Source organism: Microbulbifer sp. SE14 (genome assembly GCF_059834885.1).
Window position 1 is genome coordinate 109,427 of record NZ_JCBAJA010000002.1, and the last position, 19,722, is coordinate 129,148.

General features: G+C 65.6%; 20 protein-coding genes. 5 read left to right on the plus strand and 15 right to left on the minus strand.

The features are described 5' to 3' along the window. Positions 1–11: 11 nt before the first annotated feature. The 7 genes from AC6R19_RS02040 to motA all read right to left on the minus strand — a co-directional run bounded on the left by AC6R19_RS02040 (position 12) and on the right by motA (position 8,009). The gene (locus tag AC6R19_RS02040; RefSeq protein WP_500577813.1) at positions 12–1,064 is read right to left on the minus strand and encodes a protein-glutamate methylesterase/protein-glutamine glutaminase; all 1,053 of its coding nucleotides are present in this window, start codon (positions 1,062–1,064) and stop codon (positions 12–14) included. 125 nt (positions 1,065–1,189) lie between these two features. Further along, on the minus strand, positions 1,190–2,056 hold the full coding sequence (locus AC6R19_RS02045) for a CheR family methyltransferase (protein ID WP_500577814.1): 867 nt from the start codon (positions 2,054–2,056) through the stop codon (positions 1,190–1,192). A gap of 5 nt (positions 2,057–2,061) precedes the next feature. Further along, the gene (locus tag AC6R19_RS02050; RefSeq protein ID WP_500577815.1) at positions 2,062–3,720 is read right to left on the minus strand and encodes a methyl-accepting chemotaxis protein; all 1,659 of its coding nucleotides are present in this window, start codon (positions 3,718–3,720) and stop codon (positions 2,062–2,064) included. A 6-nt stretch (positions 3,721–3,726) separates the two neighbouring features. After that, positions 3,727–4,224: a chemotaxis protein CheW gene (locus tag AC6R19_RS02055; RefSeq protein ID WP_500577816.1), complete on the minus strand. Its 498-nt coding sequence runs from the start codon at positions 4,222–4,224 to the stop codon at positions 3,727–3,729. Next, entirely contained in the window at positions 4,221–6,281 is a 2,061-nt protein-coding gene (gene cheA / locus AC6R19_RS02060; protein ID WP_500577817.1) for a chemotaxis protein CheA, read from the minus strand. The genes AC6R19_RS02055 and cheA overlap by 4 nt, the downstream gene beginning before the upstream one ends. A gap of 22 nt (positions 6,282–6,303) precedes the next feature. Beyond that, positions 6,304–7,149, minus strand: a complete 846-nt coding sequence (gene motB, locus AC6R19_RS02065; protein WP_500577818.1) for a flagellar motor protein MotB — start codon at positions 7,147–7,149, stop codon at positions 6,304–6,306. Continuing rightward, positions 7,146–8,009 carry a flagellar motor stator protein MotA gene (gene motA / locus AC6R19_RS02070; RefSeq protein ID WP_500577819.1) on the minus strand — a complete coding sequence of 288 codons (864 nt, stop codon included), beginning with the start codon at positions 8,007–8,009 and terminating at the stop codon, positions 7,146–7,148. The genes motB and motA overlap by 4 nt, the downstream gene beginning before the upstream one ends. A gap of 333 nt (positions 8,010–8,342) precedes the next feature. Between motA and AC6R19_RS02075 the strand changes: the two genes are divergently transcribed. Both AC6R19_RS02075 and AC6R19_RS02080 read left to right on the plus strand, forming a co-directional pair. Continuing rightward, positions 8,343–9,035 carry a glycerophosphodiester phosphodiesterase family protein gene (locus AC6R19_RS02075; protein WP_500577820.1) on the plus strand — a complete coding sequence of 231 codons (693 nt, stop codon included), beginning with the start codon at positions 8,343–8,345 and terminating at the stop codon, positions 9,033–9,035. Next, complete coding sequence (locus AC6R19_RS02080) at positions 9,019–10,224, plus strand: glycerol-3-phosphate dehydrogenase/oxidase (protein ID WP_500577821.1); 1,206 nt, start codon at positions 9,019–9,021, stop codon at positions 10,222–10,224. The genes AC6R19_RS02075 and AC6R19_RS02080 overlap by 17 nt, the downstream gene beginning before the upstream one ends. 26 nt (positions 10,225–10,250) lie before the next feature. Here AC6R19_RS02080 and AC6R19_RS02085 read toward each other — a convergent pair whose 3' ends face one another. After that, a complete protein-coding gene (locus AC6R19_RS02085; protein WP_500577822.1) occupies positions 10,251–10,688 on the minus strand; it encodes a DUF5991 domain-containing protein in 438 nt (145 codons plus the stop codon). Between the two features lie 14 nt (positions 10,689–10,702). Next, positions 10,703–11,026, minus strand: a complete 324-nt coding sequence (locus AC6R19_RS02090) for a hypothetical protein (RefSeq protein WP_500577823.1) — start codon at positions 11,024–11,026, stop codon at positions 10,703–10,705. Positions 11,027–11,821: 795 nt separating this feature from the next. On the opposite strand from AC6R19_RS02090, the gene dusA reads away from it, so the two are divergent. The 3 genes from dusA to AC6R19_RS02105 all read left to right on the plus strand — a co-directional run bounded on the left by dusA (position 11,822) and on the right by AC6R19_RS02105 (position 14,468). Next, entirely contained in the window at positions 11,822–12,799 is a 978-nt protein-coding gene (dusA, locus tag AC6R19_RS02095) for a tRNA dihydrouridine(20/20a) synthase DusA (RefSeq protein WP_500577824.1), read from the plus strand. 225 nt (positions 12,800–13,024) lie between these two features. Beyond that, positions 13,025–14,014: a transaldolase gene (gene tal, locus AC6R19_RS02100; RefSeq protein ID WP_500577825.1), complete on the plus strand. Its 990-nt coding sequence runs from the start codon at positions 13,025–13,027 to the stop codon at positions 14,012–14,014. Beyond that, positions 13,995–14,468 carry a tellurite resistance TerB family protein gene (locus AC6R19_RS02105; RefSeq protein WP_500577826.1) on the plus strand — a complete coding sequence of 158 codons (474 nt, stop codon included), beginning with the start codon at positions 13,995–13,997 and terminating at the stop codon, positions 14,466–14,468. The genes tal and AC6R19_RS02105 overlap by 20 nt, the downstream gene beginning before the upstream one ends. A 132-nt stretch (positions 14,469–14,600) precedes the next feature. Here the strand turns inward: AC6R19_RS02105 and AC6R19_RS02110 are convergent, their stop codons facing one another. From AC6R19_RS02110 to AC6R19_RS02135, 6 genes are all read right to left on the minus strand, one after another. Beyond that, a complete protein-coding gene (locus AC6R19_RS02110) occupies positions 14,601–15,119 on the minus strand; it encodes an STAS domain-containing protein (protein WP_500577827.1) in 519 nt (172 codons plus the stop codon). Positions 15,120–15,338: 219 nt separating this feature from the next. Then, positions 15,339–16,520 carry a PP2C family protein-serine/threonine phosphatase gene (locus AC6R19_RS02115; RefSeq protein WP_500577828.1) on the minus strand — a complete coding sequence of 394 codons (1,182 nt, stop codon included), beginning with the start codon at positions 16,518–16,520 and terminating at the stop codon, positions 15,339–15,341. A 36-nt stretch (positions 16,521–16,556) separates the two neighbouring features. Next, the gene (locus AC6R19_RS02120) at positions 16,557–17,519 is read right to left on the minus strand and encodes an MlaA family lipoprotein (protein WP_500577829.1); all 963 of its coding nucleotides are present in this window, start codon (positions 17,517–17,519) and stop codon (positions 16,557–16,559) included. Positions 17,520–17,613: 94 nt separating this feature from the next. Then, positions 17,614–18,420 (minus strand): HvfC family RiPP maturation protein, encoded by an 807-nt coding sequence (locus tag AC6R19_RS02125; protein WP_500577830.1) that lies wholly within the window; start codon positions 18,418–18,420, stop codon positions 17,614–17,616. Further along, entirely contained in the window at positions 18,401–19,273 is an 873-nt protein-coding gene (locus AC6R19_RS02130; protein WP_500577831.1) for an HvfB family MNIO-type RiPP peptide maturase, read from the minus strand. Before AC6R19_RS02130 ends, AC6R19_RS02125 begins: the two co-directional genes overlap by 20 nt. 70 nt (positions 19,274–19,343) lie before the next feature. Continuing rightward, a complete protein-coding gene (locus AC6R19_RS02135; protein WP_500577832.1) occupies positions 19,344–19,694 on the minus strand; it encodes an HvfA family oxazolone/thioamide-modified RiPP metallophore in 351 nt (116 codons plus the stop codon). Between the last annotated feature and the right edge of the window lie 28 nt (positions 19,695–19,722).

Below are 19,722 nucleotides of genomic sequence, written 5' to 3' on the forward strand. Positions count from 1 at the left end.
TTGTGTCTCTTCTATACCCGTTGCGCGCGCCCGGAGGCCGCGGCCAGCGCCATCATGCGCGGGGCCACCTCCGGGAGCGCGACGATTTCCGCGGCCGCCCCCAAGGCGGCGGCCTCGCGGGGCATGCCGTACACCAGGGACGTCTCTTCGTCCTGGGCCAGGGTCGGCGCCCCGGCCTCGCGCATGGCCAGCAGCCCGGCGGCACCGTCCCTGCCCATGCCGGTAAGCAGCACGCCGATGGCGTTGCGGCCCGCCTGCTGCGCCGCCGAGCGGAAAAGCACATCCACCGACGGCCGGTGCCGGTTGACCGCCGGCCCCGCGTCCAGCCGCACCAGGTAGTTGGCGCCGCTGCGGTCCAGTTTCAGGTGGCGGTCGCCGGGGGCTATGTAGGCGTGCCCCGGCAGCACCCGCTCGCCGTCCTCCGCCTCCCTGACGCCGATGCGGCAGAGCCTGTCGAGCCGCTCGGCGAAGGAGCGGGTGAAACCCGCCGGCATATGCTGGGCGATCAGGATCGCCGGGCTGTTGGCCGGCAGCGGCTCCAGCACCTGGCGGATCGCCTCGGGGCCGCCGGTGGAGGCACCCAGGATCACCAGCTTCTCGCTGGACACCATCACCGGCTCGACAAGCCCGGGCGCCGGCCGCTGCCGCTCGGCGCGCCGCGGCCGGGAGCGGGCGGCGGCGCGCAGCTTGTCGGCGATCAGGGCGCCGTATTCCAGCATGCCGCTGCGGATGCCCATTTCCGGTTTCTGCACGAAATCCACCGCGCCCAGTTCCAGGGCGCGCAGAGTGATCTCGGAACCGGAGCGGGTCAGGGAGGAGACCATCAGCACCGGCATGGGCCGGAGGCGCATCAGGCGCTCGAGGAAATCCAGGCCGTCCATGCGCGGCATCTCCACGTCCAGGGTCAGCACGTCCGGGTTGTGGCGCTTGATCAGGTCGCGCGCCACCAGCGGGTCCGGCGCCACCGCCACCACCTCCATGTCCGGCTGGCTGTTGATGATTTCGCTCATCAGGCCGCGAATCAGCGCCGAGTCGTCCACGCACAGGACCTTGATTTTTTCCATTGGCAAGATCTGTTCTCCCCTCGCGGCGCCCTGCGGCGCCGCGTCACTTCTGTATTCATCGGCAGCGGGCCGCGCCGCTTTAGCGCTGTTGAAAAGGATTTCCCGGCGGCGCGCAGATATTGTTTTCAGGCCAGTGTGTAGACCGTCTGGCCGCGCAGGCGGAAGCGCTCGCTGATATGGGTGAAGCTCTCCGAGTGGCCGACGAACAGCAGGCCATCGTGCTTCAGCCGGGGCGCGAAGCGCTCCAGGAGGCGCGCCTGGGTGGTCCTGTCGAAATAGATCATCACGTTGCGGCAGAAGATGGCGTCGAAGCGCTGGGTAACAGGCCAGTCGCCCTTCACCAGGTTGAGCGGCTCGAAGTGCACCCGCGCGGCCAGCTCCGTGCGCACGCGCGTGAATCCGGCGCGCCTGCCGCTGCCCCTGAGGAAAAATCGTCGGATGCGCTGCTCGTCCAGTTGGCGGCGCACCTGATCCAGGGCGTAGATCCCCCGTCGCGCCTGCTCCAGGGCTTCGGTATCTATATCCGTTGCCAGCACCTGGATGTCGGCGCCGTCCCCCATGGCCTCCACCAGCGCCATGGCGATGGAGTAGGGTTCCTCGCCGGTGGAGGCTCCGGCGCTCCACACCCGCACCGGTCCGCGGCGACCGCGGCAGTGCTCGGCGAGAAGCGGGAAGTGGTGCGCCTCGCGGAAAAAGGACGTGAGGTTGGTGGTCAGCGCATTGGTGAAGGCCTCCCACTCGGGGCCACCGGCGCGGCTCTCCAGTTCTGCCAGGTAGTCACCGAAGCGGGTCAGGCCCCGCTGGCGCAGGCGCCGGCCGATGCGGCTGTACACCATGTCGCGCTTGTGGTCGGCGAGCACTATACCGGCGCGCTGGCCGATCAGGTCGCGGATACGGGTGAAATCGCCGTCGGTCAGCACCAGGTCCCGCTGCAGCGGGGTTCCCTCGCGGGGCGCGCGGGCCACGGTCGGGGCGGATACGGTGGAGCTCAAGGCGATTACCCCGCTGCCGGCAGGGCCGGCGAGCCGGCCCCGGGAGCGACCTCGCAGGCGCGTTGGTCCCCGCGCCCGGCGCCCTGCAGACGGAAGACGGCAATGGCCCGGGCCAGCTGTTCGACGCGCGCCTGCAGGGACGCCGATGCGCGCGCCGAGGACTGGACCCGCTCGACATTCTGCTGGGTCACCTCGTCCATCTGCGCCACCGCCTGGTTGATCTGGGCGATGCCGGCACTCTGCTCGGCGGAAGCCGCGGAGATCTCTTCCATGATGTCGCTGACCCGCGTCACGGCGTCCACCACCGAGGCGATGGAGGCCTCGGCACGGCGCACCAGGCCGGCGCCGCTGTCGACCTCCTGCGCGGAGCCATCGATCAGGCCGCGGATCTCGCGGGCGGCGTCGGCGGAGCGGCCGGCCAGGTTGCGCACCTCCTGGGCCACCACGGCGAAGCCGCGGCCGTGCCCGCCGGCGCGGGCCGCCTCCACCGAGGCGTTCAGGGCCAGGATGTTGGTCTGGAAGGCGATGCCGTCGATGGTCTCGATGATCGCCGCCATCTTTTTCGAGCTGGCGGTGATGCGGCCCATGGTCTCCACCATCTCGCCCATGGCGGCGCCGCTCTCGCGGACGGCGCGGGAGGCGTCTGCGGCCAGGCCGCTGGCCTGGCGCGCATTGTCCGCGTTCTGTCCCACGGTGGCAGTCATCTCCTCCATGCTGGAGGCGGTCTGCTGGAGGGAGGCGGCCTGCTGCTCTGAGTGACTGGACAGGTCCTCGTTGCCGGCGGCGATCTCCCGCGCCGCCGGGGCGGCTATGGCGATACTGCCGTTGACCTCGCCGACGATGCTGGTAAGGCTCCTGCGCATCAGGTCCAGCGCCAGGGCAAGGCGCCCCACCTCGCCGCGGGTCGGCTGCGGCGGACGTGCGCCCAGGTTGCCGGCGGCCATCTGGATGGCGAAGGTCTCAGCGTCGCGCAGCGGCCGCAGCACCCCGCGGCCGGCGGCGAATGCCAGCAGGACCAGCAGCGGCGCGCCCAGGGCGAACAGGGCCAGCTGGCCGCCGGGCAGGCCGGTGGCCGCTTCGCCGGCCGCGGCCAGGGCGCGCCAGCTGAGGGCAGTGCTGGCGCCGAGAAGCAGCGTCGCGGCAGCCGCCAGCAACCCCAGGCGTACCCTGAGGGAGGCGATATTGAGCCGGGCCAGCCCGCCGCGCAGGCCGCGCCGCACCAACTGCCCGCGGTCGAGCGCCAGGTGGCGGCCGCACCCCTCGCGCAGGGCGCGGTAGGCCTCGGTTGCCTGCGCCAGAGCATCCCGGTCGGCCCTGAGGCGCACCGACACATAGCCCACTGTCCGGTCGTCCTCGATGATTGGGGTCACGTGGGCCTTGACCCAGTAGTAGTCGCCGTCCTTGCGCCGGTTCTTGACCAGACCTACCCAGGTCTCCCCGTTCTTGATGGTTTCCCACAGGTTGGCGAAAGCCTCCCGCGGCATATCCGGGTGGCGCACCAGATTGTGGGGCGCGCCGATCAGCTCATCGCGGCTGAAGCCGCTGACCTCGACGAAGGCCGGGTTGGCATAGGTGATGTTGCCGCGCAGGTCGGTGCGCGAAATCAGGAAGTGATCGTCACGAATCGGGTATTCACGGTTGGTGACCGGCTGGTTATTGCGCATAAACGGCTACTCCCCTGCCTCTTCCACCAGCGCCATCTCCTCGCTGGTGAGCAGCTTTTCGATATCCACCAGCACCAGCATGCGCTCCCCCAGGTTGCCGAGGCCGTCGATGTAGTCCAGCGGCAGGCCAACGCCAAATTCCGGCGCCGGCTTGACCTGATCGCCGGCCAGGGTCATGACATCGGAGACGCGGTCGACGACGATGCCGACAACGCGCCCGGCGATGTTGACCACGATCACCACCGTCTGCCCGTCGTAGTCGGCGCTGGCGAGGCGAAATTTGATGCGCAGGTCCAGGATCGGCACTATCAGGCCGCGCAGGTTGGCCACCCCCTTGATGAAGTCCGGGGCGTTGGCGATGCGGGTGACATTGTCGTAGCCGCGGATTTCCTGCACCTTGAGAATATCGATGGCGTATTCCTCCTCCCCCAGGGAGAAGACCAGGAATTCCCGGCGGCCGCCCTCGACGGCGGCGGTATTTTCCAGTGCGCTGGCATTGCTCATGACGGTTCTACCTCCAGTTGGAGCCGGGCCGGCTCGCGCGACCCGAATATGGGATTTTCTTTCTTGCTCTGGCTGAGCCGGTGCAGGTCGGCGACATCGAGGATCAGCGCCACACTGCCGTCGCCGAGGATGGTGGCGGCTGACACGCCGGGCACCTTGCGGTAGTTGGTCTCCAGGTTCTTCACCACCACCTGCTGCTGGCCGATCAGCGCATCCACCTGCAGGGCATAGCGGCGCCCCTCGCCCTGGACTATCACGGCGATGGCACTATTCGGGTCTTCGCTGGCGTCGCGCACGTCCATGGCCCGGTGCATCGCCACCAGTGGCAGGTAATCGTCCCTCACCTTGAGCAGCAGGTCGCCGCCGGCCATGGGGTAGAGGTCGTCCGCGCGGGGCTGCAGGGACTCGATCACCGCGCTCACCGGCAGGATGAAGGTCTCGGCGCCGACGCGGACCGACATGCCGTCGAGGATGGCCAGTGTCAGGGGCAACACTATGCGGGTGGTGGTGCCCCGCCCCGGTCGGGAGAGGATCTCCACGTGGCCGCCCATGGCCTGGATGTTGCGCTTGACCACGTCCATGCCGACGCCGCGGCCGGATACATCGCTAACGGCCTCGGCGGTGGAGAAGCCCGGGGCGAAGATCAGCTGCCAGACCTCGTCGTCGGCCATGCTGTCGGACACCGCCAGGCCGTTGGCGCGGGCTTTGGCGAGTATCCGGTCGCGATTGAGGCCGCCGCCGTCATCACTCACCTCGATCAGGATGCTGCCGCCCTGGTGGCGGGCAGACAGGATCAGCCGGCCGCTGCGCTGCTTGCCGGCGGCTTCGCGGTGCTCCGGCGTCTCTATGCCGTGGTCCAGGCTGTTGCGCACCAGGTGCGTGAGCGGATCGATGATGCGCTCGGTGAGGCCCTTGTCCAGTTCGGTGGATTTGCCCTCGGTGACCAGTTCCACCTCCTTGCCCAGCTTGCCGGCCAGGTCGCGCACCAGCCGTGGGAAGCGGCTGAACACGTAGTCCATGGGCACCATGCGCACCGACATCACCGCCTCCTGCAGGTCGCGGGCGGTGCGGGCGAGCAGGTTCAGGCCGCTGACCAGCTTGCCGTCCACGAGATCGCCGGATTCGGTCGCCACCTGGTTGAGCATCGACTGGGTGATGACCAGCTCGCCCACCAGGTTGATGATCTGGTCCACCTTGGTGACCGGCACGCGGATGGAGGTGGACTCGCTGCCGCCCTTGGCAGAAGCCGCGGCCTTTGTCGGCGCGGCGGCGCGGTTTTCTTGTGCGGTGGCCTGTCGCGCCGGCTCAGGTCGCGGCGCGGGCACGGCCTGTTTCTCCGCTATCTCCGCGACGCTTTCCGCCGGCCCAAGCGGGCGTATCTCCAGCTGTTCCGGCTCGGCGATAAAGCACATCACCGCCTCGATATCGTCGCCCCCCAACGAGGTGCAAAGGGTCACCTCGTAGCGGTCGCCGTCGCCGGACTGTCGCTCTATCTCGCCCAGTTGGCCCAGCTCCTCGATCAGCAACTGGCGGTCCTTTTCCGCCACCCCCAGTAATGCCACCCGGTAGCGGCCGCCGGCTGCGGGCGCTTCCCCCCCGGTCGCGGGCGGCTGCGCCGCTTCGTCACTGGCGGGTTGCGGGCCGCCGCCACCTACGTCGACTTCCTCGCCGATCTCCTCCAGGGCCAGTTGTCGCAACGTCTGACAGATCCGTTCCAGCGCCTCGGGGTCCGGTTCGGTGCCCCGGCGATAGGCATCCAGTTGGTTGTTTAGCATGTCTTTGGCTTCCAGAAAGATGTCCACTATGTCGCGGCGCAGGGCCAGCTCGCCGCGGCGGGTATAGTCGAGCAGGTTCTCCAACAGGTGGGTGGTGCGCTGCAGCGCCTCGAAGCCGAAAGTCCCGGCGCCGCCCTTGATGGAATGGGCCGCACGGAAGATGGCGTTCAGCTGCTCCGCATCCGGGGCGTCCACATCCAGCTCCAGGAGATGGGATTCCATCTCCGCCAGGAGCTCGCCCGCCTCCTCGAAAAAGGTGTCGTAGAATTCGGTAATATCCATCTTCACTCACGCATTGGTGTATTCAGGGCCGACTGCCGGCCAGGATCCACGCCGCGGCCCGCTCGCTGAGTACCATCAGGGTGATGCGCCGGTTGACCGCATCCCCCGGAGCGCTGCCCGGCACCGGCACCCGGTCGCCCATGCCGATCACCTGCAGCAACTTGTCGCTGTCCAGGCCGCCGGCCGCCAGCTCGCGGCGCGAGGCGTTGGCCCTGTCGGCGGACAGCTCCCAGTTGCTGTAGGCGGCGTCGCCGGCGGCGTAGCTCAGGCTGTCGGTGTGGCCGCTGATCGCCACCCGGTTGGGCAGTTCGTTGAGCAGCGGCGCCAGGGTGCGCAGCAGGTCGCGCATGTAGGGCGCCACCTCGTCGCTGCCGAGGCGGAACATGGGCCGGCTCTCGGTATCCAGCAGTTGGATGCGCAATCCCTGCGGCGTCATTTCGAAGCGCATCTGCTCGCGCAGGTCGCGCAGTTCCGGGTCCGCCTCTATCACCGTCTCTATGCGATGGCGCAGCTCGAGAAGACTGCGGCGCACCTCGTCCGGCAGCCGCTGGGTGCGCAGGTCCACCCGGGCCCGCTCGCCGTCGGCGTGGGCCGGGTCCGGGCCGCCGCCGGGAATGGCACTGGTACTGGCGCTGTCGCGGTCGCCTTTGGCCAGGGCGACTGCCAATGGGGTGCGGAAATACTCCGCCAGTCCCTGCAGCTCCTGCGGCGAGGCGGCGGAGATCATCCACAGCACCAGGAACAGCGCCATCAGCGCTGTCATCAGGTCCGCCAGGGCGATCTTCCAGCTCCCGCCGTGATGCCCCTCGTGCCCCTTGCGCGGGCGCCGGATGACGATGCGGCGCTCGGCCTTGGTCACCGGGTTCATGCGCCGGACAGGCCAGAGCGCACATGGCCCTCGAGTTCGCCGAAAGTGGGCCTCTCGGCGGTATCCAGGGTCTTGCGGCCGAACTCCACCGCCAGCTGCGGCGCGTAGCCGTTGAGACTGGCCAGCAGGGTGACGCGCACGCACTGCAGTATCTTCACCGCCTCCCGCACCTGCCGCTCGATGCGGCTGGCCATGGGGTTGACGAAGCCGTAGGCGAGCAGGATGCCCATAAAGGTGCCCACCAGGGCGTGGGCGACCATCATCCCGATTTCGCTGACGCCCGAATCCGCCGAGGCCAGGGCCTTCACCACCCCCAGCACCGCAGCGACAATGCCGAAAGCGGGCAGGCCGTCGCCCACCTTCAACAGCGCGTCGGCGGGAATGCGGGCCTCGTGTTCGAAGGCCTCTATCTCGTGGGTCATAAGCTCGTCGAGCTCCAGCGGGTCCATGCTGCCGCTCACCATCAGTCGCAGGTAATCGGTGATAAAGCCCATGATCAGCGGGTCGCGGGCGATGCGCGGATGCTCGGAAAAGAGGGCGCTCTCCTCGGGGTTTTCGATATCCTTTTCGATGCCTATGGCACCTTCTCGGCGCATCTTGCTGAGCAGCTTGTACTGCAGCGCCATCAGGTCCATATAGGTGTCTTTGTCGTATTTCCCGGTGCGCCTGAGCCTGGACAGGGTGCGCAGGGTGGCCTTGATCGCCTTGCCGTTGTTGCCGGCGATAAAGGACCCCAGCGCCGCCCCCACGATGATCAGTATCTCCATCGGCTGGTACAGCGGCCCCAGGTGTCCGCCGGACATGGAGAAACCGCCGAACACCGAGAGGGCGACAATGATGAACCCAAGAAATATCAACACCACCGGCATCCCTCCGCTAATACATGCACTGCCTCTAGCGTCTCTATCGGCGGCTCTGTGGCGGGCTTGAGGGTGTGGCTGAAGAAAAAATGATTGGGGCGGGCGCCCCCTTGGGGAACGGCTTTCCCGTGCCAAAGCGGGACGACCGTGGCACAGAGCCATTCTCGTTTGTTTTCGGCTCGCAACGCCGCAGTCCGCCTTGCAACATCACCACCACGGGCTATTTTTCCAATAAGGCCGGCCGCTATCTCCGCGCCTGGATTCAGTGGATCTGCGAGAGATCAGCCTCTCGCGTCAAGATGACAATAACGCCCGCTATCCGGACAGACTCTCATGCTGATTGCGCACCGAGGCGACAAGATCCGCCAACCGGAAAACACCATCGCCGCCTTCGAGGCCGCCCACGGCCTGGGGGCCTGCGCCATCCAGACCGAGGTCCAGTTCAGTTCCGACGGCACTCCCTGGTGCTTTCACGACGAAGAGCTGCAGCTTCCGGGCGGCGGTGTCAAGCGCCCCCTCCATCAGCTGCGCGACCGCGAACTGCGCCAGATGGGCCTCAACACCTTTACCCAAGTGGTCGAATGGGCCAGCTGCCACCGCCACCTGGACTGGTTCATCGAAGTGGGCGTCGGTTGCCTGGGCAGGATGGGCGTCGAAGGCACCGTCGAGGCGCTGACGAAACTGCTGCGGGCGGAGGAAGAGCCCTTCGCCCTGCTGACCCGCGACTACCGCAGCCTGCGCCTGGCGCGCAGCCGCGGCTGGCTCCGGGTGGCGCTGAAGGTGGACAGTGTGGCCCAGTGCCTGTCGGCGGATGTGGTGACCCTGGCGCCGGACTACCTGCTGATCCGCGACAGCCGCGTCGAAACCGACGAGCTGCCACCGGGCCCCTGGCAGTGGGTGGTCTACGAGATCAATTCCCCCGATGAGGCGGTGCGCTGGCGCGCCCGCGGCGCCCACCATATCCTCACCGGCAATCTGCCGCTGCTGATGCGCTCCCGGGAAGCCAGTGATGTCTACGGATTTTGATGTGCTGGTGGTCGGTGCGGGTATCCAGGGCGCCGGGGCCGCGGAGGCGCTGGCCATGGCCGGCTACCGGGTGGCGATCCTGGAGCAGCTGGGAATAGCCGCGGCCACCTCCTCCCGCTCCTCCAAGCTGATCCACGGCGGCCTGCGCTACCTGGAGAGCGGCCAGTTCCAGTTGGTCTACGAGTGTTTGCGCGAGCGGCGCTGGCTGCTGGTGAACAAGCCGCACCTGGTGCGCATGGTGCCCTTCTACATCCCCGTCTACCGCCACAGCAAGAGGCCGGCCTGGATGGTGCGCCTGGGGCTGACCCTCTACGCACTGCTGTCCGGCGTGGCCGGCGGCTATTCACGTTTCCGTTCAGTGCCGAAATCCGAGTGGGACAACCTGTCCGGCCTCAACCGCGAGGACCTGGTCGCTGTCTACCGCTACTACGATGCGCAGACCGACGACGCCGCGCTGACCCGCAACGTGGTGGAATCGGCGATCATGCGCGGCGCCCAGTTGATCTGCCCGGGCAGCCTTGTCGGCGCCGAGCTGACCAGCGCCGGAATGCGGGTCGACTACGTCGCCGATGGCCAGCTGAACACATTGCGCGCCCGCGCCCTGGTCAACTGCTCCGGCCCCTGGGTGGAAGACACCAATGCCCTCTGCGCCCCCGACGCGCCGCTGCCACCGATCGACCTGGTGGCAGGCACTCACATCCAGCTGCCCCTGTCCCTGGGCGAGAAGATCTTCTACGTGGAGGCGGAGGACGGCCGCGCAGTATTCGTGATGCCCTGGCAGGGCAAGACACTGGTGGGCACCACCGAGCGCAGCTATCGGGGAGATCCGCGCGACGTGGCCCCGACCATCGAGGAGGAAAGCTACCTGCTGCGCACCGTGCGGCGCTATTTTCCCCAGACCCGGTCGCTGCAGGTGCACAATATCTGCGACAGCTTCGCCGGCCTGCGGGTGTTGCCGCAGATGGAAAAGAGCCCTTTTTCCCGGCCGCGGGAGACACTGCTGTGCTGCGACAACGGCAAAAAACCCCGCGTACTTGCGGTGGCCGGGGGCAAACTCACCAGCTACCGGGCGACGGCGCGCAAGATAGTGAAGAAATTGCGGCCGACGCTGGAGGAGGGAGACGGCAATGGCGGCAACCTGCAGAGGAACAAGCAAGCTGCGGTCTCGGAAAAAGAGCGCAACCTTTGACAGGACTGCCCGCTTGGGGCCTGCGATTACTGCCGGGCGAAGTAACGGCCCGTCTTTTCCTCAACCGAATCCGGCACCAGGCCGCCCCATTCGGTGACCAGGCCCCTCGATTCGGGGGAAAGCCGCAGGGTAAAGAGCGGCTCGCCCACCTGATAGATCTGCACGCCGTATATATTTTTTACGTCGCCATTGCCGTAGGAGCGGAAGCGGACAACCGCCGTTTCGTCACTTGCGTCGAGGGCGCAGCGAATATGCGAATCGGACTGGTAGCCGGTGATATCCAGCAGGCAGCGATCACCGGCCAGCTCCAGGCGGTACTCCACCAGCATGGTCGCCCCACCGGGATCCTCTCCCAGTTTTTCGCCGAATGTATAAACGCCGTCCCAGTCGGCGCTGGACTGGCAGGCCGCGGCGAGGGAGAGCAGTAAAACGCAAAGCGCCGTCATCGAGAATCTTTTCAGCATGGCCATCCCACTCCTCAGCCCAGGAACCCTTTCTGGAGCCCTTTTTCGTACTTCTGCCGGACCTTGATCGAGATTTCGGCCGGCGTTATGACCCCGTCTTTGTTCTTATCGAATCCGGAATTCTGCTCGTAGGTCTTGGCCCCGCGGCGGAACAGGGGGTCGGCCGGTTCCATACCTATTGCCGCCGGATACAGGTTTGCCATGTAGATATCCTCCAGCGTCTTCAGCCTGCCCTTGTAGGGCAGGAAGTATTTTTCGACGTAATCCAGCTGTGCTTCTGCGGTCATTTTTGCCAGGTCCTCGGTCGTCGTACCTAGCCCCCTGGCTGTCCTGGGCATAAACTGGATCAATCCGGTAGCGCCACTGCCGGCGGCGTTTTTTATCGAGGGACTGAAGGTTTCGCCGGTTTCAAAGGCCATACAGGACATCAGGAAGTCCGGGGATATCTCGAGATTCGCGGCTATCTGCCTGACCCGGGGTCTTGAATGCGGGAGAGACCCTGCCCCCCCAGGCGATGGCTTCGGAAGCCCGGCGGGCTGATGCTCCCGCGCCGCGGACACTGTTGCCGGGCGGATGCGCGGAAAAAGTACCGTTAAAATGTGCGGGCGTCTCCGCCGCATATCGCACCAGGCTGCGCCAGGTCCTGCCGCTGGCATCGACCCGACCGTCGGGCCTGGCGAAACCGACAACATTCTTCTGGAAGTCTCTGACTGCGGTTGATCGTATGAGGGCCGATTAGGCCATCCACGGCCAGCAAGGCCCAGGGAACGCGGGTAGCCCTGTTCAGCAGCTCTTGCACCAGTCTCACATCATCGCGGGAAATTCCTGCCCTGAAAACCGACTGATCCGGTCAATTCGACGAGAGTCTTCATATCCTGCTCCTTGGAAATTCTGACGGAAGCAAGTGTAAAAAATAGCGGCAATCCTAAATACGCAGCTGTTCACATAACCGCCGCCCGGCACTTCCGTCCCTCGATGCGGCCCCCTGCTCGCCTATTGGTGCCCACGCCGGTTCAACCGACTATACCTGAGTTAGTGCGTCTCGCGGCGCGATCGGGATAATATGTACCCGTTCCGAACGGTGGATCGCCGCGCCAAGTGCCGCGGATCCCCCTGTAACCTGAAGTCGAGATATGCCTGACCACTCCCCCCACCGCTTCTGCACCGCCCCCCTGCTCGACTGGAGCGACAGGCACTGCCGCTACCTGTGGCGCCTGTTCAGCAAGCGCGCGCTGCTCTACTCGGAGATGGTGACCACCGGCGCGATACTGCGTGGGGACAGGGAGCGGCACCTGCAGTTCGATGCGGCCGAGCACCCGGTGGCGCTGCAGATCGGCGGCAGCGATCCGCGCGAGCTGGCAGAGTGTGCGCGCATCGCCGAGCAGTGGGGCTACGATGAGATCAACCTGAACTGCGGCTGCCCCAGCGACCGGGTGCAGTCCGGCCGCTTCGGCGCCTGCCTGATGGGGTCGCCGCAGGTGGTGGCCGAGGGGCTGGCGGCGATGCGCGCGGCGGTATCCATTCCGGTCACGGTCAAGCACCGCATCGGCATCGACGATATGGAGGACTACGCAGGCCTGACGCGCTTCGTCGAGGCCCAGGCCGCCGTCGGTATCACCACCTTTATCGTGCACGCGCGCAAGGCCTGGCTGAACGGCCTGAGCCCGAAGGAGAACCGCGAAATCCCACCCCTGAACTACGATATGGTGTTCCAGTTGAAGCGGGACTATCCGCAGCTGGAAGTCGTGATCAACGGCGGCATCAATTCCCTGGAGGAGTGCCGGCAACATCTGCGCCATGTGGACGGTGTTATGCTGGGGCGCGCGGCCTACCAGACGCCGGCGCTGCTCGCACAGGTGGACAGCGAACTGTTTGGCGGCGAGCCGGGGCCGGATGCGGCGCGGGTCGTAGAGCAGATGCTGCCCTATATCGAGCGCGAGTTGGGCCTTGGTACGCGGTTGAACCATATCACCCGGCATATGCTCGGGCTCTTCCAGGGGCTGCCGGGGGCGCGCCGCTTCCGCCGGCACCTGAGCGAGAATGCGCACAGGAAGGGGGCCGGGCCGGACGTGGTGGAGCAGGCATTGGCACTGGTGACCCAGGCGGCGTGATTTTGGGGACTGGGGACTCGGAAAGAGTGCCAAGGCCCTGATGCCGGGGGCCATTTGGGAAGAGCGCCTGGTAAACAGACCGATGAGGCTTTTTCCCAAATGGCCACCGGCAGCAGGGCCGTCCAGGCCTTTCTTACTGGCAACGGGAGTGAGTAGTTACGCAGGGCGGACAGCGGCAAGGCCGGGCAGTATTGGGAATTATCGAGAGACAGGCGAGGGACAGGAATGAACAAGCTGGAACAACTGAAGCAGCGCAGCCAGGTGGTTGCGGATACCGGGGATATAGAAGCGATCCGCCGCTACCGGCCCCAGGACGCCACCACCAATCCATCGCTGCTGTTCAAGGCGGCGCAGCTGCCGCAGTACCGGGAGCTGATTGCCGGGTCCCTGGCCTGGGCGGAGAAGCACGCGGGTGATACCGCTGCTGTCGCTGGCCAGGCGGCGATCAAGCTTGCGGTGGCCATAGGGGCGGAGATTCTGCAGCTGGTGCCGGGGGTGGTCTCCACCGAGGTGGACGCGCGCCTGTCCTTCGATACCCGCGCCACCGTCGACTACGCGCGCCGCCTGATCGCCCTCTACGAGCAGGCGGGAGTACCGCGGGAGCGGGTGCTGATCAAGATCGCCTCCACCTGGGAGGGCATAGCCGCGGCATCGGTGCTGGAACGGGAGGGGATTCACTGCAACCTGACCCTGCTGTTCAGCTTCTGCCAGGCGGTGGCCTGCGCCGAGGCGGGGGTCACGCTGATATCGCCCTTCGTCGGCCGCATCCTCGACTGGCACAAGGCCGCCAGCGGCCGCGATGACTTTACTGCCGAGGAAGATCCCGGCGTGCTCTCGGTGCGCAACATCTACCATTACTACAAGTCCCGCGGCTACGACACTGTCGTGATGGGTGCCAGCTTCCGCAACACCGGCGAGATAGAGGCGCTGGCCGGCTGCGACCGCCTGACCATCAGCCCGCAGCTGCTAAAGGAACTGGAGGAGGACGCAGGCCACCTGGCCAGGGGACTGCCGGAGCATGTGGAGTCCCTGGCGCGCCCGGCGCGGGCACTGGGGGAGGCGGAATTCCGCTACCAGCTGAACAGCGACGCCATGGCCACGGAGAAGCTGGCTGAGGGCATCCGCAATTTCGTGCAGGACCAGGAGCGGCTGGAGCTCCTGCTGCAGGGACAGATGATGGGACACAGGGAAGCCGATGCTGCGACAAATCCGTAAACTGTTCGAGCAGATCGGTAGCGGCGCCGATGTCGAGGTGCGCGACCAGAAAGACGTGCGCATGATCAGCGCCGCCCTGCTGGCGGAAGTGGCCACCGTCGACCAGAGGCTGGACCACCGCGAGCGGGCCATCCTGGCCCGGCTGCTGCAGGACCACTACCAGATGGAAACCGAGGCCGCCGAAGCACTGGTGATGGACGCCCTCGCCCACCGCGACCAGGCCACCTCCCTGTATGAATTCACCCAGACGGTGAACGAGCGGTTCAGCGAAAAGGACAAGTACCTGCTGGTGCTGCAGATGTGGCAGGTGGCCTTTTCAGACGATGTGATAGAGGCCTTCGAGGAGCACTTGATCCGTCGAGTGGCGGAGCTGATCTACCTGCCCCACGGGCTGTTTACGCGGGCGCGGGCCGAGGCCAGGGAAATGCGCAAGGCGGAGGGACGCGCCTCATGAATGCGGAATGAGGATAAGTCGTGCCAGAATTCCGGGTAGTCGCAACCCCGAAGCCCGATCGCGGCCATGGGTGGATGGCCGCCCCGCCACTCCTACACGGTAATGCCGGGTCGCGTATTCCGCATTAACACTTCAGTGCATCCTGGCCGACGGCTTGCCGATCGGATCGCATTCCAGCTCCAGGGTATGCACCAGGTCGCGGAAGGTCTCCGCGTTGTGTTCGTTCATGCTCATCAGCACGCGGTGGGCTTCCAGCACCTTTTCCCGCGCCGCACATTCGTCCGGATTCTTGCACTGCAGGGGCTTGGTCTCGGCGGGGAAGTCGCGGTGCTCTTCGCTGACTTCGATCAGCGCCTCGAACCCCATCGCATCCAGCAGGTGGCGGATACCCTTGTCGGCGGACAGCGCCAGGGGCTTCTGGCAGCCCCGCTCAAGAGCTCGGATGGCGATCTTGGCGATCAGCCCGAGGGTAGTGCTGTCGACGCCCTCGGCGCTGTGCAGGTCGAACACGACATCGGAAAAGTCGTCGTGCGCAAACATCCTGTCGATAAAGTTATCGAAAGAGGTACACAGGTTGAGGCGAACATCACCGACCAGCTTGATGACGTAGATACCCTCGTGGGCCCCAACCATAATTTGCCCGGACTGCATAACAACCCCTGCACATCCGCGCTGCGGCAAATACTGCGCGCGGGCAGATGGCGATAGTTCACTTGTAGAGAACACAACTGCTGCCTGTGGCCGGGTGATGCCACCGGGCACATTTGTGCATAAAGTGCGCGGAGCTTACTCCTGCGCGCCGGTGGTGGCAAGGGTACCGAAGTCGACGGAGCAGACTATATGGTCACATCAGCACCCGCCCCGGCAAAGTCAGCCCTGGCGCAGGGTGAGTATGGTGACATCGTCCGGCAGCGCCTCGGAGGTGTCCACATGCAGCTCGGTACAGAGGCTGTCCAGATCGCCGCGACTGCGATCTATTGCCCGCAGCAGTTGGGACTCCCGCTGTAGCAGGTCCCCTTCCAGCAGCTCCAGCACGCCGTCGGAACAGGCCACCAGGCGCCAGTTGGGGGGCAGCTTGGCACAGATGACCGACCAGTCCCCGCGCTCGAACAGCCCCAGTGGGCGCCCCTTGCCGGGCAGCCACTCGGTGCCCTCATCGGTCACCAGGGCCGGCATTGGTACCTGCCCGGCGACGGCGTAGTGGAGCTGCCGCGCACGGCTGTCAACCACGCCGACAAACATACTGGCGTGCTTGTCCAGGCGGGTGGATAGCAGTTCCCGGTTGACCAGCGTGAGGACATCCAGCAGGTCGGTATCCAGGGTATCCAGCTGCGCGAACAGCGGCCGCTCGCGCAGCAGGTGCATGATGCTGTGCTTGATCAGCGCCGTGACCAGCGCCGAGGAGACACCGTGGCCGGACACATCGACCAAGTAGAAGGCGACGAAGCGCTCGCCGAAGAGGCCGTAGTCGATAAAGTCGCCGCTGAGGTAGAGGGAGGGAATCAGCCGATAGGCGGCCTCTATGCCACCGGGGTAGCGGTAGGGAGTGCGCGGCAGCAGGTGCTGCTGCAGCAGGCGCCCGGCCTGATGGTCCCGCTGCAGCAGCTCGACGTGATCGCGCAGTTCGCGATTGCGACGTTCCAGCGCCTCGCGGTACTCACGGTTCTGGATCGCCAGTGTCTCGGCGTTGGTGATACGGCAGATGGCGTGGTCGATGACCGCCGCGTCCTTGAGGGGCTTGAGCAGGTAGTCGGCGGCGCCGAGGCGGAGTGCCTGCACCACATCACCGACCTCACTGTCGGAGGCGAGCACCACCACCGCCGTAGCCGGGGACAGCTGCTTGATCTTGCGCAGCACTTCCAGGCCGCCCATATCCGGCAGGTGCAGGTCGGTGATCACCAGCGGGTAGTCCCCGGGGGCGAACTGGCCTATGCCCTCGACGCCGCTCTTGGCGACTACCACGTCAAATCCCAGGCGCGCCAGTGCGCCCCGCACGAAGTTGCGGGACGCCTCGTCTTCTTCGATCAGTAACAGACTTCTGCGGCCGGCCATGGGGCGGCTCTTCGGGGCCGGGTGGCTATGGAGCTATCAGAAGTCGCCTTCATCATTGAGATCGTCGCCGAAATCGTCCTCGAAATCGTCGCCGAAATCGTCCTCCAGTTCGCCGTCATTGATCAGGTATTCCCGCCGCTGCAGATAGGCATCGCGCAACAGGACATAGCGGTCTCCCTGCAGCAGGCTCTCCGCCTTCAGCAGGCTGGCGCGGGTCTGCACCAGGTCGGTGAATTTGAACGCATAGCGGGTCGGGTCGTGGTCGATATAGGTCAGCGGGTTGGTGTACCAGTCCACTACTTCACCGGGCACATCGCGCACGGTGGAGGGTCCCATAAACGGCAGCACCACATAGGGGCCGGAGGGGACACCCCAAACCGCCAGGGTCTGGCCGAAGTCCTCGCCGTCGTTGGGGTCCAGGCCCATGTACTGGGCAACGTCGAACAGGCCCACCACTCCCACGGTGCTGTTGACCAGGAAGCGCCCGGCGTCGTTGCCCGCCTGGCCCCACTTCCACTGCAACACGCTGTTTATGGTGTTGGTCACTTCGCGCAGGTTGCCAAAGAAGTTGCTGATCCCATTCTGCATAAAAATCGGGGTGACCTGCCGGTAGCTGACGGCGACCGGCTTCAGCACCCAGCGGTCGGCGCTGTCGTTGAAGCGAAAGACGGCGCGATTGAAGCCCTCCCACGGGTCGCGCTGCGCCGGTTCCTCCTCGCTGGCGAACTCCTCCGCCGGATCGAAGCCGTATTCGTCCTCCAGGGTGGATGTTTCGCCCGCGTCGTCGCCACCGCCGTCGGCGAAGGGATCGTCGCTGTCCGCGCCCGCGACGCTGCTGTCTGTAGCGGTGTCCTTTTGCCCGTCCAGCGCCTGCGGCGCGGCAGTTTCCTGTTCCGGCGACCCGAATGGGTCCTGTGCCGATACCGGGCCGGTGACCAGGGTCGCGGCAAACAACCAGGGGGCCAATAACCAGGGGGAAAGATGTGTGCGTCCCAGCAAAACCCTGCTCCTCTCTATCTAGCTTACAATTGCGGGGATTCTAACGCCCCCGCAATGGCTAAGCCACCCTCGGCAGCATAGCAGCTCCAATTGGTCAAGGATTCGGGAGTTTCCGGCAAGGCTCGAGCCCCGCGATGACACCGGCGCGCAGCAGCTTCTGCAGCAGCTCGCGGCCGAATTCCAGCAGTGCCCCGGGGTCCTCCTGCCCCATCTCCGCCGCCAGGGATTCCAGCAGCCGGCGCCCGCTCTGTCCTTCGCCCGGCCCCTCGCCTCCCTGGGCCAGCTGCAGCAGCCGCGCAGTGACCGCGTTGATCTCCATGAAACCCACCTCGTCATCCCTGTCCCGGTAGACGAGCAGGAAGGTGGGACCTGGCGGCGGCTCCTGGGGCTGGAAACCGGGGCCTATGCGGTGCACCGGGTAGCGGTAGCTCAGGCTCCAGGCCAGTGGCGACACCACCGGCACCAACTCCAGTACGTCGCCGTCCGTTGACAGGCCCGGCGGGAACTCCGCCTCGCTGACATCCAGCGCCAGCTCCACCCACTCGTAGTGGGCCAGCTCCAGCAGGAAGGGCGGGTCGCCGGCCTCCGTCTGCCGCTCGTTCTGGAGATAGTGCAGGAACTCCTCGCTGATCTGCAGGAAGTAGGGGCTGCGGGAGCTGTGGCGCTGCACGAAGTCGCGCACCATTTTGTGCCAGCAGCCGTCTTCGTAAAGACTGCGCAGCACCGGGAAGCCGCCGGCGATAAAGGATTCGATATTGTTGTAGATCAGGTCGCGGTAGATACCCATGCGCCTGTCCTCGATCTGCGCCGGCGGGGCGCACTGATCCGGCGCGCGCAGGTGGGCGGCAAACGACCGCTGCAACTCCTGGAAGGACATGGGCTTATCCGCGGCCGTGGACACAGAGGGCCTCCCCGGTGCCGATTGCCTGTACGGACCTGATCCGCTCCACTTCCTGAAGCAATTCCGGCAGCGGCGGGATATTGAAGTCCCGCTCCAGAAGCGTCGGCACCGGGCCGTGGATGGCGTAGGCCTGTTCCAGCAGTTGCCAGACCGGATCGATGACCGGCGCGCCGTGGGTGTCCACCTTCAGGTCCTCGGCCTCGTCGAAGTGGCCGGCCACATGGGCGTAGCGGATGCGTCCCGTGGGCAGGTCGCGCAGGAACTCGAGGGGATCGTAGCGGTGATTGATCGAGTTGACGTAGATATTGTTCACGTCCAGCAGCAGGTCGCAGTCCGCCTCTTCCAGCACCGCGTTCAGGAATTCCAGCTCGGTCATCTCCTGCCGGCCGTCAACCTTGGGCGCGGCGTAGTAGGACACATTCTCCATCGCGATGCGCTGCTCGAGGATATCCTGCACCCTGCGGATGCGCTCCGCCACATGGGTGACCGCATCAAAGGTAAACGGAATCGGCAGCAGGTCGTAGAGATGGCCGTGGTCGGAGCAGTAGCTGAGGTGTTCGCTGTAGCAGCGGATACTGTGTTCGCAGATAAACTGTTTGACGGACTTTACCAGCTCCAGGTCCAACGGTGCCGGTGCGCCGATCGACAGGGACAGGCCGTGGATCACAAACGGATAACGCTCGGTGTATTCGCGAAACCAGCGCCCGAAGCGTCCGCCGACGCCGATCCAGTTTTCCGGCGCCACTTCGAGAAAATCCACGGCCCCTTCCGGCAGCGTCTCCCCGATCATGGAGCGGCGCAGGCCCAGGCCGGCGCCCTCAACCGGGTAATCTCTCGCGGCTATATTCGTCATAAATTTATTCTGTTCGATTAAAGCAGGGGCGGAACTGCGAAAACCGCCCCTGCCCAGGGCAAGTGCAAACTCAGCCGCCGCACTTGCCCTCGCCGCATTTACCTTCCTTTTTCTTACCTTCGCCGCACTTACCCTCGCCGCACTTGCCTTCCTTCTTCTTGCCTTCGCCGCATTTACCCTCTCCGCACTTGCCTTCCTTCTTCTTGCCCTCGCCGCATTTACCTTCGCCGCACTTGCCCTCTTTCTTCTTGCCTTCTTCCTCCTGCATGGCAAGGTTGTAGCCGGAGGACAGTTCCTCGGCGGCAAAGGGGTTGGCCGTTGTCTTGGAAGTGTCGATCGAGGCGGAAGCACTCATCGCCGCCGAAGCCAGGAAGGCCGCGCCTACGGCAGCCGCTACAGGGGAAAGATTCTTCTTGGACATAAGGGATCTCCTGAAAACATTAATCATG

Coding starts and splice junctions, on each gene's coding strand:
- AC6R19_RS02040 (WP_500577813.1), bottom strand. CDS start 1,064: ATGGAAAAAATCAAGGTCCTGTGCGTGGACGACTCGGCGCTGATTCGC.
- AC6R19_RS02050 (WP_500577815.1), bottom strand. CDS start 3,720: ATGCGCAATAACCAGCCGGTCACCAACCGTGAATACCCGATTCGTGAC.
- AC6R19_RS02055 (WP_500577816.1), bottom strand. CDS start 4,224: ATGAGCAATGCCAGCGCACTGGAAAATACCGCCGCCGTCGAGGGCGGC.
- cheA (WP_500577817.1), bottom strand. CDS start 6,281: ATGGATATTACCGAATTCTACGACACCTTTTTCGAGGAGGCGGGCGAG.
- motB (WP_500577818.1), bottom strand. CDS start 7,149: ATGAACCCGGTGACCAAGGCCGAGCGCCGCATCGTCATCCGGCGCCCG.
- AC6R19_RS02075 (WP_500577820.1), top strand. CDS start 8,343: ATGCTGATTGCGCACCGAGGCGACAAGATCCGCCAACCGGAAAACACC.
- AC6R19_RS02080 (WP_500577821.1), top strand. CDS start 9,019: ATGTCTACGGATTTTGATGTGCTGGTGGTCGGTGCGGGTATCCAGGGC.
- AC6R19_RS02085 (WP_500577822.1), bottom strand. CDS start 10,688: ATGCTGAAAAGATTCTCGATGACGGCGCTTTGCGTTTTACTGCTCTCC.
- AC6R19_RS02090 (WP_500577823.1), bottom strand. CDS start 11,026: ATGCCCAGGACAGCCAGGGGGCTAGGTACGACGACCGAGGACCTGGCA.
- dusA (WP_500577824.1), top strand. CDS start 11,822: ATGCCTGACCACTCCCCCCACCGCTTCTGCACCGCCCCCCTGCTCGAC.
- tal (WP_500577825.1), top strand. CDS start 13,025: ATGAACAAGCTGGAACAACTGAAGCAGCGCAGCCAGGTGGTTGCGGAT.
- AC6R19_RS02105 (WP_500577826.1), top strand. CDS start 13,995: ATGCTGCGACAAATCCGTAAACTGTTCGAGCAGATCGGTAGCGGCGCC.
- AC6R19_RS02110 (WP_500577827.1), bottom strand. CDS start 15,119: ATGCAGTCCGGGCAAATTATGGTTGGGGCCCACGAGGGTATCTACGTC.
- AC6R19_RS02115 (WP_500577828.1), bottom strand. CDS start 16,520: ATGGCCGGCCGCAGAAGTCTGTTACTGATCGAAGAAGACGAGGCGTCC.
- AC6R19_RS02130 (WP_500577831.1), bottom strand. CDS start 19,273: ATGACGAATATAGCCGCGAGAGATTACCCGGTTGAGGGCGCCGGCCTG.
- AC6R19_RS02135 (WP_500577832.1), bottom strand. CDS start 19,694: ATGTCCAAGAAGAATCTTTCCCCTGTAGCGGCTGCCGTAGGCGCGGCC.